Genomic DNA, 14,753 nt, shown 5'->3' on the forward strand with positions numbered 1-14,753 from the left:
CGAATGAAAAAAATAGTTTTAGTCTCCTTTTTATTATCCGGTTTTGGATGGCTTTCGGCTCAAAACACTAGCTATTGGCAACAACACGTCGATTACAAAATGGATGTGTCGATGGATGTGAAAACCTATCAATACAAAGGGAAACAAGAATTGGTGTATACCAATAATTCGCCTGAGACCTTGACTAGAGTTTTCTATCATTTGTATCCCAATGCTTTTTCACCTGGAAGTGAGATGGATGCGAGAATCCAAACCATCAAAGATCCTGATGCACGTATGGTGCACAAAGCCACGGTGAATGGAGTAGAAACCAAACAAAGCCGCATCAAAGATTTGAAACCCAACGAAATTGGTTTTTTGCATATTGCTAATTTTAAACAAGATGGAGTAGCGGCTTCGGCAAAAGAAGTAGGAACGATACTCGAAGTTACCTTAGCCAAACCGTTATTACCAGGCGCAAAAACGATTTTTACTCTAGATTTTGAAGGACAAGTTCCCGTTCAAATTCGTCGTTCTGGGCGCAATAACAAAGAAGGTGTCGAATTATCGATGACGCAATGGTACCCAAAAATGGCCGAATTCGATTTTGAAGGTTGGCACGCCGATCCGTATATCGCTCGTGAATTTCACGGTGTTTGGGGTAATTTTGACGTGAAAATTACGATTGACAAAGCCTATGTTTTGGGAGGCTCTGGTTATTTGCAAAACAAAAACAACATTGGTTATGGTTACCAAGATGCTGGCGTTACGGTGCCAGTCAACAAAAAATCGAAAACGCTGACGTGGCATTTTTATGCTCCAGACGTGCACGATTTTACTTGGGCTGCCGACAAAGACTATTTGCACGATGTGGTGAAAGGACCGAACAACGTCGATTTGCACTTTTTATACAAAAACAATCCAAAGATTATTGCCAATTGGAAAGCCTTGCAACCCAAGACCGCTAAGCTTATGGAAATCTACAATGAAACTGTTGGCAATTATCCTTACAAACAGTATTCTGTAATTCAGGGTGGCGACGGCGGAATGGAATACGCCATGTGTACCTTGATTTTAGGCGAAGGAACTTTCGAAGGTTTATTGGGAGTTACCGGTCACGAAATGGCGCATTCTTGGTTCCAACACGTTTTGGCGTCTAACGAATCCAAACACGGATGGATGGACGAAGGTTTCACTTCGTTTTTAGAAGATTTTGGTCTGAATGCCATTTCCGACAAACCCGTTGAAAATCCTTTTATCAATGCTTACAAAGGCTACCTTGCTATGGCCAATTCTGGCGAAGAGCAGCCACAAAGCACGCACGCCGATAGATTTGACAAAAACCGTTGGTACAGCATCACCTCTTACAGCAAAGGTGAAGTTTTCTTGACGCAATTGGGTTATTTGATTGGAAAAGACAACCTCTTGAAAACGCTAAAAAAGTACTATCAAGACTTTCAATTCAAACATCCAACGCCAAATGACATCAAAAGAAGCGCAGAACGCATTTCTGGCGCCAATTTGGACTGGTATTTGACCGATTGGACCCAAACTACCAACACGATTGATTACGCCATAAAAGACGCTAAAGACGCCTCCGATAAAACCGTGGTGACGTTAGAACGCATTGGGCGTATGCCAATGCCTATCGATTTGTATGTAGAATACACCGATGGCACTACCGAAAGCTTCTACATTCCGTTGCGAATGATGAGTTTTGAAAAAGAAAATCCAACGCCAGCCATCAAAAGAACGGTGGCCAAGGATTGGGCTTGGGCGTATCCCACCTATGAGTTGACGATTGGCAAACCCAAATCAGCCATCAAAAAAATCACCATCGACCCTAGTGGTTTACTAGCCGATGTAAAACCCGCTAACAACATTTTGGAAGTGAAATAATTTTTTCGAAATATCTTAAAAAAGTCTAGTGAAAGCTAGACTTTTTTTATCAAATTTCTGAAAGGTTTACGAGAAGGAACTACCATTTGACTACGAATTCGTACCCATTCGTGTCATTCGTGTTTAAGTTTTTAGGAGCAGGACTTCTTTGCGTACCACACGAGTTGTCCCGCTTTCCGTTATAATCTTATGCCCTGAACCCCGGGTCATAAGGATTTCCACTACACCCGAGCGAAGCGAACTGGCGAAGCAATCGGGTCTAGGCGAGAGCTTTTTGTTTTCATAAAAAAAACAGCAATATCTAATTGGCAATATGACTGTTCCCCTTCGCTAGCGCGATGCCTCAGGCTCGTGCCCGCAAAGATGAATATTTCAAATTTGTCTCGGGAACGTTGAAGTTTATTAGCTATTGATGATATTGGGTACGAGCGTGACGCTCGCATTAGCGTGGGGTGTAGTTATTTATTCATTTAAGTTTCCTTAGCTAGCGCGAGCGTCACGCTCGTGCCCGTAACTAATTTATATCAATTTCTAAAATAGTTTGGTCATTATTACCATAATTTCTGGCACTACTCTAGCTAGGGAGTGATTTTCCACGAAATTTTTTTGTTACCATTTAGGTTTTCAAACTTCGATGAGTCTATCCAGTCATATTTTTCCGATTCATCTTGGTATAAAATCAATTTGTCGGCTTTAATATTTTCTATGTATGTTGTGAGTTCTTCAAGACACGATTTTAAATCGTCCAATTCATAACACGCAATATGAGTATGAATATTGCATTCGCCTTTCGGGTCTTCAATTCCAATAGTAATTTCAGAATTATATGTTGCAATCCAAATCGAAAATATCTCGGATTCGCTTTTCAAACTACAATCAAATGATCCATCATCTTGGTACTTTATTGTCTGCGTAAACTCTGGATAATTTCCATCGAGGAATTCAATTATCAATTTTGAAAATTCTTTTTGTTCCATTTAGCACTTAGTTTCTGACAATGTCACATAACTTGTATATATGCGAAACAACCCTCCATATATTCATCAAAATAGGAACGCTAAGAAAAGGTTGATTTCGCTTTATCGTTCTTCAAATATATTCAATTATTCCTACAAATCATAATCGAACTATTTATTTTCTAGTTGTTTATAAGCAAATACTAAAACACCTACAAGGTTTTGAAAACCTTGCAGGAGCTAGGTTTATAGCTTACACTATGCGTTATGAAAACAATTCGTCTTTACTAGCCCCGGGAGGAGCGGCATCCTTTGCTGACGGGGTTCGGCAGCAAAGATATAGCGGATCACGGGAGGAGTCGTGTGGTAAAGAAGGGTGGTGTGCTCCTAATACTTTTGCAAATAATACTTTTTTGGAGTCTAGTTGCCCATTTATTTTTTCATTAAGATGCTTTTTGAGGTAGTGAAAACTTGGCTTTTTTGTTCTAGCGAAACTGTTGTGATCGAATAAATTAAAGCGTAGTTTTGTGAGGACATCAATAGATTCAGCATTATGAAACCAAAGGTAACCATTATTGGCGCAGGAATTTCGGGGCTTTCGGCTGCTTTGCATTTGCACCGTCAAGGATTTTCAGTAAAAATTATAGAGGCTAGTGATCGACCCGGCGGACGCATCAAGACGGATATGGTGGAGGGATTCAGGCTCGATCGTGGGTTTCAAGTCTTGCTTACTTCTTATCCAGAGGCTCAAAGTCTTTTGAATTATGAGGCCTTGCAGCTCAAAACTTTTTTGCCGGGTGCTACCGTTTTGTATGACGGTGGTCAATTTGACCTTGCAGATCCTTTCCGAAGACCGTCGGCTTTTGTGGCAACGGTTTTGGCTCCTGTTGGTTCGCTTAAAGATAAAATCAACACTTTTGTATTGAAGCAAAAATTGCTAGGCAAATCGATTCAGAAGATTTTTTCGCAAGAGCAACAATCCAGTTTGGCACAACTTTCGGACTATGGTTTCAGTGCCAAAATGATCAATCGTTTTTACAAACCGTTTTTCTCTGGGATTTTTCTAGAAAACGAACTTGCGACACCCAACCGAATGTTTGATTTTGTAATGAAAATGTTTTCCGAGGGTGATGCGGCTATTCCGGCCTTGGGTATGGAGGAAATTTCAAAACAATTGGCGGATCAATTGCCTTCGGATGCTTTTATGTTTCATACCAATGTCACTGCTATTCAAGATACAACAATCGTGACCAGTGAAGGTTTGGAAATCACTTCGGATGTTATTGTGATTGCGACTGAGGCCAATGCTTTGCTTTCGAAATATAAAGAAAATGCAACTACCGAACATCATTCGGTAACCAATGTCTATTTTCAAGCTACTGTAGCGCCATCAGATCAAGCGGTGGTTATTTTGAATGCTTCCGAGAACAAACAATGGGTGAATAACCTCACGGTGATGACCAACATAAGTAAAGCCTATGCTCCCGCGGGGAAGGTTTTGATTTCGGTGTCTTGCAATGGAGCTTATGATTTGAGCGATGCCGAATGGTCTCAAAACATTAAGGCAGAATTGCGACCTTGGTTTGGTAATCAAGTCGAAAATTGGTCGCATTTGAAAACTTATACCATTGCGTATGCGTTACCGAAGTTACCGGTACTCCATGATGATGTTTCGGAAGCGGAACTGAAATTGGCACCCAATCTATACTGTTGTGGGGATCATTTGCTAAACGGTTCCATCAATGCCGCGATGAAATCCGGACGATTGGTAGCGAATTTAATCGCTTCGGAACACGACAAAAAGTAATTTTCTGTTATAAAAACCAATTCAAAGCTTTCATTTTCAAATTAATGTAACAAATCGTTACGAAAGCATACCAATACCAATAATTAAATAACCATTAGATTAGCCTTAATCAAAAACACATTTTATGAAAAACATCAAACTATCGCTTTTGGCGGCCACATTGATTTTGGCTTCTTGCGATAAAAAACCAGAACTGGTTTCGGGAATACTCCAAAAAAATATGGATACTTTAGTGAAACCAGGAGACAATTTTGCGGCTTATGTTAACGGAACTTGGGTCAAAAACACCAAAATTCCTGCCGATAAATCCAATTATGGTGCGGGTTATATACTGTACGAACAAGCTCAAAAAGACGTGAAAGCGATTATCGAAGAAGCTTCGAAAGGGAGTTTTTCTGAAGGTTCGGATGAGCAAAAAATCGGCGATTTCTACAATTCATTTTTGAACCGAAAAGACCGCGACGCCAAAGGTATTACACCGCTTCAACCCGAATTAAAAGCCATAGATGCAATTGCTACCTATTCGGATTTGGCGGCTTATTTTGGGGAAGCCAATAGAACGGGGCTTTCTGTGCCGTTTTCGATTGCTGTTACCGAGGATTTTAAGGATCCAAAACAATACACTTTGATGACTTGGCAAGGTGGTCTTGGCTTACCAGAACGCGAATATTATCTTCAAAGCGATGCCAAAACGGCGGATATTCGTAAAAAATATGTGACGCATATCGAAAAGATGCTACAATTAGGAGGGATTGCTAATCCAACAGAAAATGCAGCAAAAATTATGGCATTGGAAACCGCAATTGCGAAGATCCAAATGACCAAAGAAGAAACAAGAAATACTGCTGCTTTGTACAACAAATACGCCATCAAAGACTTGAAAACTGTGATGCCAGATTTTGATTGGTCGGCGATGCTCAAAAAAGCGGGAATGGATAAAGAAAAAAGCCTTGTGTTATCGCAAGTGGCGTATACTAAAAACTTGAACGCTTTGATTAAAAATACACCAATTGATACTTGGAAAACCTATTTGAAATGGGGATTGATCAATAAGAGCGCAAGTAGTTTGACCACAGCATTGGATAAAGAGGATTTTGAGTTTTATGACAAAGTTTTATACGGCACACCAGAGCAAGAAGATGATTGGAAAAGAGCTGTGAATGCTGTAAATGGTGGTTTGGGCGAAATCATCGGGAAGGTGTATGTGAAAAAACACTTTACGCCTGAAGCCAAAGAGCGTATGACCGAATTGGTGAAAAACTTGTTGAAAGCCTATGCCGAAAGCATTAAAAATTTGGATTGGATGAGTGCCAAAACCAAAAAAGAAGCCTTGGCCAAAGTGGATAAATTTATGATCAAAATTGGCTATCCAGACCAATGGAAAGATTATTCTACTTTGAAAGTAGTGAAGAATGATTTGTATGGCAATCGTGCTCGTGCGAAAGCCTTTGAATACAACAGAATGATTGCCAAATTAGGTAAGCCTGTAGACAGAACCGAGTGGGGAATGACACCACAAACGGTAAACGCTTACTACAATCCAACGCTGAACGAGATTGTATTTCCAGCGGCTATTTTGCAAGCGCCTTTCTTTAATTTAGAAGCAGACGATGCGGTAAATTATGGTGGAATCGGGGCTGTAATCGGTCACGAAATTGGTCACGGATTTGACGATCAAGGAAGCACTTTCGACGGAGATGGCGTAATGAAAAACTGGTGGACACCAGCTGATTTGGCCGCATTCAAAGCCAAAACCAATGCTTTAGTTGCACAATACAATACCTTCAAAGTTTTTCCAGATTTGAATGTAAACGGAGCGTTTACTTTGGGAGAAAATATTGGAGACTTGGGTGGATTAACCATTGCCTTAAAAGCTTACAAAATGTCACTAAACGGCAAGGAAGCTCCAGTGATGGATGGTTTTACAGGGGTGCAACGTGTGTTTTTAGGTTGGGGACAAGTGTGGTTGGAGAAATCGCGTGAAGCTTCTTTGCGCAATCAAATCGCAACTGATCCACATTCGCCAGCTAAATTCAGAGTAAACGGTGTAGTGCGTAACATACCTGAATTCTACGAAGCGTTTAAGGTACAACCTAAAGATTCCTTGTATTTAGCACCAGAAAAGCGTGTTAAAATTTGGTAATCTATAGCGTTAATATAGCAAAAAGCCCAACAGTACGTTGGGCTTTTTTTGTGCTCATAATTTTGTGCATTCCTTTTTCTCTTTTGCAATGATATCGTCTATAAACTCATTTACTAGTTGTTCTTTTAGAAGTTGATACACCTTTCTGTCTTGATTCGCGCGCTCAGCGCATTCGTATTTTAACTGCTGATAGTGAAGGCGAGCCTCGTCGTTTTTTCTTAAATAATTCCGACTTAAAATATGTCTTTCAAGCGCTTTACTTTGAGCAGAACACACATAAAGATGGTGTTTAACGTTGTCCAAAATTGGATGCGTTCCATCTTGATTTCTTTTGAAAACCTCTCGGTCTTCAATGCCTTGGTTGCCATTGTGGTAATACCCTATTTTTTCTAATCTCGATTGTATGAATTCCAATTCGTTGAGGTCGTTATAAATGATATCAATATCGATAATGGGTTTGGCATCTAAGTTTGGAACAGCCGTGCTACCGATATGTGCTATCTCATATTGGTTTTCTCCTAGAACTTGTTCAATCGCTCTTTTTATCGCTTCGAAATGGTTAATCCAGAAAGGGTTGTATTTTTCCAATATCATATTGCTTGTGAATTTAAAGAGTTCAAATAGGAATGCTTTGAGAAGTTAACAAAAACGGCAAAGATAGTGCAGATTTAACGTGTTACGAGCTTGTGATACCTTAATACTGCACACGCTATAAATAAGGCAACTCTTCGAAAAGTTAGCCTACGTTTTAAACAAAAAAAGTAGCTAACTATTAGGTTATGTTGTTGTTAAACTATTTTTCAAAATAGTATATTTACAAAAAATACAAATTATGAAGGACAAAAAAGGACTCAATTTTTTCTTATTGATTATTGTTATTCTTACGGGAAGCAAACTCTTTAACCATTTTGACTTTCAAAATTTTAAATTTGAAAAGCCTATGCTTGATATGGTTTACCTTTTGAGCTTTGTAATGGCACTTTTTGTATTACTAAAAGATTATTTCAAGCGTCCTCAAAAGTAAATTTTTATCTATGTACGAAAAACTTATAGCAATTTTTGAGCATTTAGCGCCATTAACTTCAGAGGATAAAAAACTGGTTGAAAAAGTTTTCAAACCTATGCATTTGGCAAAAGGAGAGTATTTTCAACAAGCGGGTTATAAAAGCGATAAAGTGGGTTTTTTAGTAAGTGGTTTAGTTTATTATAGTGCCTTAAAAAATGACGAGGAAGCGGTTACCGATTTTACAAAAGAAGGCGAATTCGTTTCTGAATACCACACATTTGTAGCGCAACAGCCCGCCATTCACAATATAAAAGCGATAGAGGATTCGGAACTATTGGTGGTTTCTTATCAAGGATTACAGACATTTTTTAATGATACTTTAAACGGAAATAAAATAGGTCGTCTTATTATTGAGCATCGATTTGGAATAGTAGTCAATCAGTTAGTCTCTCTCAATAAAAATACGCCTGAAGAACGGTATACTCTTTTTGTGAAAAATTATTTTGAACTAACGCAACGTATTCCTCAATACCTTATTGCTTCTTTTATAGGGGTCAAACCTCAATCCCTCAGCAGAATTAGAAGTCGGATGACGAAATAGCTTTGTTAACTTAGGTGAATGATATTGGTTTATTTTCTATTCAATTTTGGAATATGATTATGAACTTAATATTTGAACAGATGAAAAACAATTATTTTAATCTAAGCTTTTTGAAAAACCAATTGTATTGCTCTATTTCATTTGACTATTTGTATTATTTTTTTCTGCCATTCTATTCCTCGCTCATAGTTATGGCGATAAGTTATTATTGTTCAAATGGGAACATAGAACAAAGATTTTTAGTAGAAACAACTACTTCTTTCATACTCCCATTAAGTGACCTAAAAGAAATAGACCCCATTTATTTGGGACCTATCTTGAAAGAATAATTATCCAAATCCTAGGAAATTTTCCCTTCTAATGCGACTAGAATTGGTGCGCTAAATGATTTATTAAGGACTATAAACTATAAAAATTTATCAAAATGACTCAAAAAACAACAAAAGAAAGCCTCGAGGATTTTATTACGCTTGAGAAAGCACAGACGGATATGTGCAAAGGTTATGCCTTTGGTTCATTAGGAATAGTAACTTCAGGAATGATGTGGCTAGTTTCTGCTTTAGTTTCTCATTATTATTCACCTAAGCTAGCCATTTGGTCCCTTTTAATTGGTGGTGTTTTGATAAGTCCTGTGTCAAACATTTTAGGAAAACTTATTGGACTTAAAGGGCATAGCGCTTGGAATCCATTAAAAAATTTAGCTATGGAAAACACCATTTGGATGCTAATGTGTATTCCCATTGCCTATGGCCTTTCAACTCAAAATGTTGCTTGGTTTTTTCAATCAATGTTGTTGATTATCGGAGGAAGATACTTAACATTTTCAACTCTTTATGGTAAAAAATTCTATTGGGTATTGGGAGCTACTTTGGGTGTATTTGCCTATTTATTGTTTAGTTTACACGCACAAGCATTTATGACCTTACTCGCTGGCGGAAGTATTGAACTATTTTTTGGCACTTTTTTGTACTTCAGTTATCGTAAGTCTATCAATGAAGACTAGACAAAAAAACATTGATTTGTAAAGTATTTTTTACCCATTAATGCTTGGAGTGATAGATATAACAAAAGAAGCCCAACGCACTGTTGGGCTTTTTTGTGGTTTTATTCTTTAAGCAACATTTTTTGCTTTTTTAAGACGTTTAAGCCGCTTTTATGGAATCGAGATTACAATCCTCAGCAACCATTATTTTTGCTCAAATCACGTTCAAAAAGCACCTTATTGTCGTACTCGATATAGTCGCTCGATAAAATCAAATAGGGATGATTATCAGAAAGTCCGGCGCTGCGGCTTTTGATAGTTATTTTGTCGTTAACTTTTAGGTCTTTCAATAGCTCGAATTCTTTAGGAATGAATTGTATCATATATCGTTCGCCATTAATTTCCACAATAAGCCATTTTGGTCCCGAATTATTTGTACTTGGACGCTGATAATTAATACATGTAACCACGGCTTCCATTTTGTTGAAAGCTTTTAAAGAAGGCTTTATTTTTTCATAACTAGCCTGCACTTTTTTTCCCAATGGAGAAACTTTCCAAGCCATATACCGTTTGCCGTCAGGAGAAGCCTCCCATTTTTTTTTTGCTTTTTCATTGGCTTTTTTGTCAGCAATCGAGCTAGGTTTCTTGGGGGAATTGTTTTCATTTTTCATTTCACAATTAGCCAATACTACTCCGCTTAGTAAAGTCAGGGCTAAGGTCAACAAATAGATGGTTTTTTTCATAACGTTGCTGTTTTTTAAAATTGATACTGCGAATGTATTTGAATATTTTAAGGCTGAAGCAATTGGGATTGTAAATAAAAATGTAAACTTTGTAAATATAAACTTGACACTATGCAATTTACACAAAATCTCCTTTCCAGAAAACGCAACTACTTCTTCGGATGGATGGGACTCTTATTCATTGTGGTAATCTGTGTTGGGTTTAGCTTCGGGGATAATGACAACTATCCTAGCTCTAAAAGAGAAGTGTTATTGCGCCGTATTGGACACGACATACTCCTGCAGTCTGGCGACAGTACTTCAAGAGTGCTTCCCATAAAAAAGATTTCCGAAAACGAGTATCAAATCACTTTTGAGAGTGCGTTTAGCTTTCAGCCCGATGCTCTGGTGAAAACTACGCAGCGTTGGTTAGCCAAAGACCCGCTCGCCAACGATTATGTGGTTAGCGTGCTTAACTGCGCCAACTCGACTGTCGCTTATGGATACGCCATTTCCAAAAATAAAAAAGACGATATTGTAGCCTGTATAGGAAGAAAACAACCTGTGGCTTGTTATACCATCAACATTACTTTTAAACCCAATGGAATCGCAAAAAACTATGCGTATCTTTTGGGAGGTTTGTCATTTGTTGCCTTGCTTGGTTTTGTTTTTTTGAAGCCTGTTAAGCCGAAAAATACGGTAGCCAAAACGGAGGATGACAAGCTATTTACTTTTGGTTCGGTAGTGTTTGACACGCAGCAACGACAACTGCAAATCAACGAAACAACCGAAGTTCTCACCGCAACCGAAACACGTCTGTTGCGCATTTTTGCTTCAGCTCCCAACGAAACCATAGCCCGAAGCCGCTTGCAAAAAGAAATTTGGGAAGACGAAGGCGTCATCGTAGGCCGTAGTCTGGATATGTTCATCTCAAAACTCAGAAAAAAACTAGAACTTGACCCAAAGAGCAACATCATAGTGGTACGCGGCAAAGGATACAAGCTGGAAGTAACCGCTTAAAGGAAAACTATCGCTTGCAACAAACGGTAATTCGAAGGAATGCATTCGTGCCAATTCGTGTCATTCGTGTTTGTTTTTTAGGAGCAGTACTTCTTTTGCGCACCACACGAGTTGTCCCGCTGTTCATTACAATCTCTTGTGCTGAACCCCAGCACAAGAGGATTTCCACTGCCATCGGGGCTAGGCGAGAACGTTTTGTTTTCATAATAAAAATGAGATTGTTAATGCAGTGAATTTTCACCTGACAGGTTTTAAATACCTGTCAGGTGTTGCTGTTTATCAAGGATTTATTCATTACACCTTGATTAATTGTGCAATACAAGAATGTAAAGGATGCAAATGATTAGGAACCCATTAAATAAGATGATATTTTGAAATCCGTTTTCGGTTAATTTTTTATCGAAATAGAGATACAATAAGCTAACTATAACCGAAATTATTAATCCAACAGAAAAGTATAAAGTTGCGCCACTTAATCCTGACATCAGTTTATGAGTATAATCATTTACTTTTGATGTTACTTCGGTAATGTTTTTAAAAATATAACTCTCTTTGAGTGTTACTTTACTCTCAGTAATATAGGTTTCTTGCATAGAAAATTTTTTACCTTTTTTCGTGTAAAAAACATACCCTACTAGAACTTTACTTTTGTTAAATCTATTGCTAGAATTGGTTTCGTAAATCTCACTGTAAGAAATGATTTCATCAGTAATTGTTTTGTTTGGTAAAATGTAGGAATCAATAAAAAACAGTCCAAAAACTAACGGAATAAAAAGCAGAATATAGATTGTGATTTTTTTGTATTTATCAATCATTTGTAACAGAAATAAAGAAAGTTGAAAATATGACTTTAGGTAAAACTAGGTTTTTTCGTTCATATTTACAATGAAAAACAATTTTTTCAAAAGTGTACGAGCGTGACGCTCGCACTAGCGTTCGAAAGCCTATTAATTATAGAGTTGGAGCTATTAGAAAACGCTTTTCAGCACTTTTATTTCCAAAAATCATTTATTTTATTAAATTGTTCTTCGTTATTTCCTTGATTTTCATATTTATATAAATTATCCCAATATATTTTTCCGCCGATTTTAACGAATACTTTATAATATCCTTTAGCAAGATTTCCTATGTTCATTTTAAAACTGTTTGAAGTTTGTCCTCTAAGTGAAAAAGTTGAATTTGAGATAATTGATTGTTCGGTGTACAAGTTTGAATTGAAAATATTAGTGAAATTTATATCTTGATGAATTTTCTCTGGATTTGCTGATACAAACCAAACATCTGTAACATTTTCTTGTGCTAAAATATAAACCGATTCATTTGAAGGATTTGGATAAAGTAAAAATTTATTATTCACTAAAATATTAGGGTTTCCAAGTTTTAATCCTGAATCGTCTGATGTTTGTCTACAATTAATTCCTGTGACTAAATTTATTGAATTCTTATCTGTTTGAATATCGGTCTCATCATTGTTACAGCTTATTGCCAAAATAGAGATGAGGATAAAAAGGGGCTTTTTCATATGAATTGTGCTATGTTTTTATTTGTAGTTAGTTATCGTAAAATATTTGCTCATGGATGTCTTTAGCCATTATGAAGTAACAAGAACATCTCCCAAAAAGGAGACAAACTCCTAACATAGTAATGTGTTTTATCAAAAATACATTTTAATTATTATCCTACAAATTCTCTTGTAAGCTATTTTTTCTAGCTGTTTAAAACCTAGGAATAGAACACCTACAAGGTTTTGAAAACCTTGCAGGAGTAGCTGGTATTTTTAGTAACCCTTTCAGAGTTCAAAACTCTGAAAGGGTTTTTATTTAGAAAAAACAACTGATTTCTATTGAATACCAAACTTTCTTAAAAGGTACACTTTGTGAATTTTTTGTTTGATAAGTATAACCCAAAAATTCATCGACTATGATTGATAAAATACTACTATTTTTAGAAAGTTTTGAAGATGTTATCGAAGTTCTTAAAGATGTTTTTACCGTAATAAGAATAGTAAGAAAGATAATCGGTTTTATTCATTTTTTAAAAACTATTGTAATTAGTAAAAAAAAGCTAAAAAATGATATTAATCAAAAGCAATCTAAGGAGCAAAATAGTTTAAAAAGCAAGCGTGAATAATTTAAGATAAATTGCTTTTTTTGGAAGTTTTGAAAACAATTCGTCTCAACTAACCCCGGGAGGAGCGGCATCCTTTGCTGACGGGGTTCGGCAGCAAAGATATAGCGTATCACGGGAGGGGAAGTGTGGAGATAGCCGTTCTTGTGCTCCTATTGATTGCACCAAAAAAACTAAGGCACATAAAGAATTTAAGTTAAGAAAAGGGATAACTTAAATGTCCTTATGTGCCTTATATGGTTTTAAAAAAGCAGCCACGAATTTAACTTCTATGGGCTACTTTCAGTTTGCTATTATAAGAAAAACTTCAATGACTTATATGTTTGATAAAATCAGTCAGTTGCCGTTTTATTTTAAATGTTCGAGCATGTCTACGGTCATATTGTCGAGGGCAAAATGGTGGTTCCAACCCCAATCTTCGCGCGCACGGCTGTCGTCGATGCTGGCAGGCCAACTGTCGGCAATTTTTTGACGGAAATCTGGCGCATAGCTGATGGTGAATTCAGGAATGTGTTTTTGGATTTCGGCAGCGATTTCGGTGGGTGTAAAACTCATCGCGGCCAAGTTGTACGACGAACGAATTTTGATTTGCTCCGCTGGTGCCTGCATAATTTGGATGGTAGCGGCAATGGCGTCGTCCATATACATCATTGGCATTTTGGTTTCGGCGGACAAGAAACATTCGTACGATTGGTTTTCAAGGGCTTTGTGGTAAATGTCTACCGCATAATCCGTAGTGCCACCGCCCGGAGGGGAAGACCAGCTAATCAAACCCGGATAACGGATGCTGCGCACGTCTACGCCAAAAAGGTTGTGGTAGTACTCGCACCATCTTTCGCCCGATTGTTTGCTAATGCCATACACGGTCGAAGGTTCCATTATGGTGTATTGAGGCGTATTTTCTTTGGGAGTAGTAGGTCCAAAAACCGCAATACTTGAAGGCCAGAATATTTTTTTGATTTTTCCGGCTTTGGCCAAATTCAGCACGTGAAACAAGGAATTCATATTCAAATCCCAAGCAAAAGCTGGGTTTTTTTCGGCAGTAGCCGAGAGCAAAGCGGCCATCAAATAGACATCGGTGATTTGGTGTACCTCGACCAAATGTTCGATTTGGTTAAAATCGAGCGCATTGATGACTTCAAAAGGACCCGAGTTGACCACATCTACATTCAGTTTTCGAATATCGGAGGCGATGACGTTCTCGGTACCGTAAATTTTTCTCAATTTTTGGGTCAGTTCCGTTCCGATTTGACCACACGCGCCAATGATTAATATTTTTGGATTCATAAGTTGCCGTTTTAGGAGAACAAAGATAAGAATTTATCTTAAAAATATCGATTTCGCAAAAATGACAATAAATTTAATAAAAAAATGTAATTAGATGTTGATTAAGCTTTAAAAAAATAGAAACAACACAAAAGAATAAGGCATTCATCAACTAAAGATAGCCACAGAAAAGAGAAAATACAGAAACGGATAACTTAAATTTACTTTGTAACTTTGTGCTTTTA

The 14,753-nt window shown here is 37.4% G+C and carries 15 protein-coding genes; 8 read left to right on the plus strand and 7 right to left on the minus strand.

The genetic code is table 11. From position 1 onward, the window contains the following. Nucleotides 1-3: 3 nt before the first annotated feature. Nucleotides 4-1,878: a M1 family metallopeptidase gene (locus ACSVH9_RS04300; RefSeq protein WP_438062636.1), complete on the plus strand. Its 1,875-nt coding sequence runs from the start codon at nucleotides 4-6 to the stop codon at nucleotides 1,876-1,878. A gap of 578 nt (nucleotides 1,879-2,456) precedes the next feature. Here ACSVH9_RS04300 and ACSVH9_RS04305 read toward each other — a convergent pair. Continuing rightward, a complete protein-coding gene (locus ACSVH9_RS04305) occupies nucleotides 2,457-2,855 on the minus strand; it encodes a hypothetical protein (protein ID WP_438062637.1) in 399 nt (132 codons plus the stop codon). A 532-nt stretch (nucleotides 2,856-3,387) separates the two neighbouring features. On the opposite strand from ACSVH9_RS04305, the gene ACSVH9_RS04310 reads away from it, so the two are divergent. After that, entirely contained in the window at nucleotides 3,388-4,641 is a 1,254-nt protein-coding gene (locus tag ACSVH9_RS04310; RefSeq protein ID WP_438062638.1) for a protoporphyrinogen/coproporphyrinogen oxidase, read from the plus strand. A gap of 124 nt (nucleotides 4,642-4,765) precedes the next feature. Next, nucleotides 4,766-6,784, plus strand: coding sequence for a M13 family metallopeptidase (locus ACSVH9_RS04315; protein WP_438062639.1), 2,019 nt, complete (start codon nucleotides 4,766-4,768; stop codon nucleotides 6,782-6,784). Between the two features lie 54 nt (nucleotides 6,785-6,838). Here ACSVH9_RS04315 and ACSVH9_RS04320 read toward each other — a convergent pair whose 3' ends face one another. Continuing rightward, nucleotides 6,839-7,378: a GrpB family protein gene (locus ACSVH9_RS04320; RefSeq protein WP_438062640.1), complete on the minus strand. Its 540-nt coding sequence runs from the start codon at nucleotides 7,376-7,378 to the stop codon at nucleotides 6,839-6,841. Nucleotides 7,379-7,616: 238 nt separating this feature from the next. Here ACSVH9_RS04320 and ACSVH9_RS04325 point away from each other — a divergent pair, with 238 nt between their 5' ends. The 3 genes from ACSVH9_RS04325 to ACSVH9_RS04335 all read left to right on the plus strand — a co-directional run bounded on the left by ACSVH9_RS04325 (nucleotide 7,617) and on the right by ACSVH9_RS04335 (nucleotide 9,394). Next, a complete protein-coding gene (locus ACSVH9_RS04325) occupies nucleotides 7,617-7,808 on the plus strand; it encodes a hypothetical protein (protein ID WP_315144705.1) in 192 nt (63 codons plus the stop codon). A 10-nt stretch (nucleotides 7,809-7,818) separates the two neighbouring features. After that, the gene (locus ACSVH9_RS04330) at nucleotides 7,819-8,391 is read left to right on the plus strand and encodes a Crp/Fnr family transcriptional regulator (RefSeq protein WP_438062641.1); all 573 of its coding nucleotides are present in this window, start codon (nucleotides 7,819-7,821) and stop codon (nucleotides 8,389-8,391) included. Between the two features lie 424 nt (nucleotides 8,392-8,815). Next, on the plus strand, nucleotides 8,816-9,394 hold the full coding sequence (locus ACSVH9_RS04335; protein ID WP_438062642.1) for a DUF7010 family protein: 579 nt from the start codon (nucleotides 8,816-8,818) through the stop codon (nucleotides 9,392-9,394). Between the two features lie 173 nt (nucleotides 9,395-9,567). Here the strand turns inward: ACSVH9_RS04335 and ACSVH9_RS04340 are convergent, their stop codons facing one another. After that, a complete protein-coding gene (locus tag ACSVH9_RS04340; protein WP_438062643.1) occupies nucleotides 9,568-10,116 on the minus strand; it encodes a hypothetical protein in 549 nt (182 codons plus the stop codon). 165 nt (nucleotides 10,117-10,281) lie between these two features. On the opposite strand from ACSVH9_RS04340, the gene ACSVH9_RS04345 reads away from it, so the two are divergent. Then, a complete protein-coding gene (locus tag ACSVH9_RS04345) occupies nucleotides 10,282-11,115 on the plus strand; it encodes a winged helix-turn-helix domain-containing protein (protein ID WP_438062644.1) in 834 nt (277 codons plus the stop codon). Nucleotides 11,116-11,122: 7 nt separating this feature from the next. Here ACSVH9_RS04345 and ACSVH9_RS04350 read toward each other — a convergent pair whose 3' ends face one another. From ACSVH9_RS04350 to ACSVH9_RS04360, 3 genes are all read right to left on the minus strand, one after another. Continuing rightward, entirely contained in the window at nucleotides 11,123-11,356 is a 234-nt protein-coding gene (locus ACSVH9_RS04350; RefSeq protein ID WP_438062645.1) for a hypothetical protein, read from the minus strand. 64 nt (nucleotides 11,357-11,420) lie between these two features. Beyond that, on the minus strand, nucleotides 11,421-11,930 hold the full coding sequence (locus tag ACSVH9_RS04355; protein WP_438062646.1) for a hypothetical protein: 510 nt from the start codon (nucleotides 11,928-11,930) through the stop codon (nucleotides 11,421-11,423). Between the two features lie 176 nt (nucleotides 11,931-12,106). Further along, complete coding sequence (locus tag ACSVH9_RS04360) at nucleotides 12,107-12,637, minus strand: hypothetical protein (RefSeq protein WP_438062647.1); 531 nt, start codon at nucleotides 12,635-12,637, stop codon at nucleotides 12,107-12,109. Nucleotides 12,638-13,035: 398 nt separating this feature from the next. Between ACSVH9_RS04360 and ACSVH9_RS04365 the strand changes: the two genes are divergently transcribed. Next, the gene (locus tag ACSVH9_RS04365; RefSeq protein ID WP_438062648.1) at nucleotides 13,036-13,245 is read left to right on the plus strand and encodes a hypothetical protein; all 210 of its coding nucleotides are present in this window, start codon (nucleotides 13,036-13,038) and stop codon (nucleotides 13,243-13,245) included. A 345-nt stretch (nucleotides 13,246-13,590) separates the two neighbouring features. Here the strand turns inward: ACSVH9_RS04365 and ACSVH9_RS04370 are convergent, their stop codons facing one another. Beyond that, on the minus strand, nucleotides 13,591-14,529 hold the full coding sequence (locus ACSVH9_RS04370) for an L-threonine 3-dehydrogenase (protein WP_438062649.1): 939 nt from the start codon (nucleotides 14,527-14,529) through the stop codon (nucleotides 13,591-13,593). Between the last annotated feature and the right edge of the window lie 224 nt (nucleotides 14,530-14,753).

The sequence above is a fragment of the Flavobacterium sp. RSSB_23 genome (genome assembly GCF_051547145.1).
Taxonomy (GTDB): Bacteria; Bacteroidota; Bacteroidia; order Flavobacteriales; family Flavobacteriaceae; genus Flavobacterium.

What these genes read in the sequence shown, in the direction of transcription:
- ACSVH9_RS04300 (WP_438062636.1), top strand. Translation starts at nt 4, where the DNA reads ATGAAAAAAATAGTTTTAGTCTCCTTTTTATTATCCGGTTTTGGATGG.
- ACSVH9_RS04305 (WP_438062637.1), bottom strand. Translation starts at nt 2,855, where the DNA reads ATGGAACAAAAAGAATTTTCAAAATTGATAATTGAATTCCTCGATGGA.
- ACSVH9_RS04310 (WP_438062638.1), top strand. Translation starts at nt 3,388, where the DNA reads ATGAAACCAAAGGTAACCATTATTGGCGCAGGAATTTCGGGGCTTTCG.
- ACSVH9_RS04315 (WP_438062639.1), top strand. Translation starts at nt 4,766, where the DNA reads ATGAAAAACATCAAACTATCGCTTTTGGCGGCCACATTGATTTTGGCT.
- ACSVH9_RS04320 (WP_438062640.1), bottom strand. Translation starts at nt 7,378, where the DNA reads ATGATATTGGAAAAATACAACCCTTTCTGGATTAACCATTTCGAAGCG.
- ACSVH9_RS04325 (WP_315144705.1), top strand. Translation starts at nt 7,617, where the DNA reads ATGAAGGACAAAAAAGGACTCAATTTTTTCTTATTGATTATTGTTATT.
- ACSVH9_RS04330 (WP_438062641.1), top strand. Translation starts at nt 7,819, where the DNA reads ATGTACGAAAAACTTATAGCAATTTTTGAGCATTTAGCGCCATTAACT.
- ACSVH9_RS04335 (WP_438062642.1), top strand. Translation starts at nt 8,816, where the DNA reads ATGACTCAAAAAACAACAAAAGAAAGCCTCGAGGATTTTATTACGCTT.
- ACSVH9_RS04340 (WP_438062643.1), bottom strand. Translation starts at nt 10,116, where the DNA reads ATGAAAAAAACCATCTATTTGTTGACCTTAGCCCTGACTTTACTAAGC.
- ACSVH9_RS04345 (WP_438062644.1), top strand. Translation starts at nt 10,282, where the DNA reads ATGGGACTCTTATTCATTGTGGTAATCTGTGTTGGGTTTAGCTTCGGG.
- ACSVH9_RS04355 (WP_438062646.1), bottom strand. Translation starts at nt 11,930, where the DNA reads ATGATTGATAAATACAAAAAAATCACAATCTATATTCTGCTTTTTATT.
- ACSVH9_RS04360 (WP_438062647.1), bottom strand. Translation starts at nt 12,637, where the DNA reads ATGAAAAAGCCCCTTTTTATCCTCATCTCTATTTTGGCAATAAGCTGT.
- ACSVH9_RS04365 (WP_438062648.1), top strand. Translation starts at nt 13,036, where the DNA reads ATGATTGATAAAATACTACTATTTTTAGAAAGTTTTGAAGATGTTATC.
- ACSVH9_RS04370 (WP_438062649.1), bottom strand. Translation starts at nt 14,529, where the DNA reads ATGAATCCAAAAATATTAATCATTGGCGCGTGTGGTCAAATCGGAACG.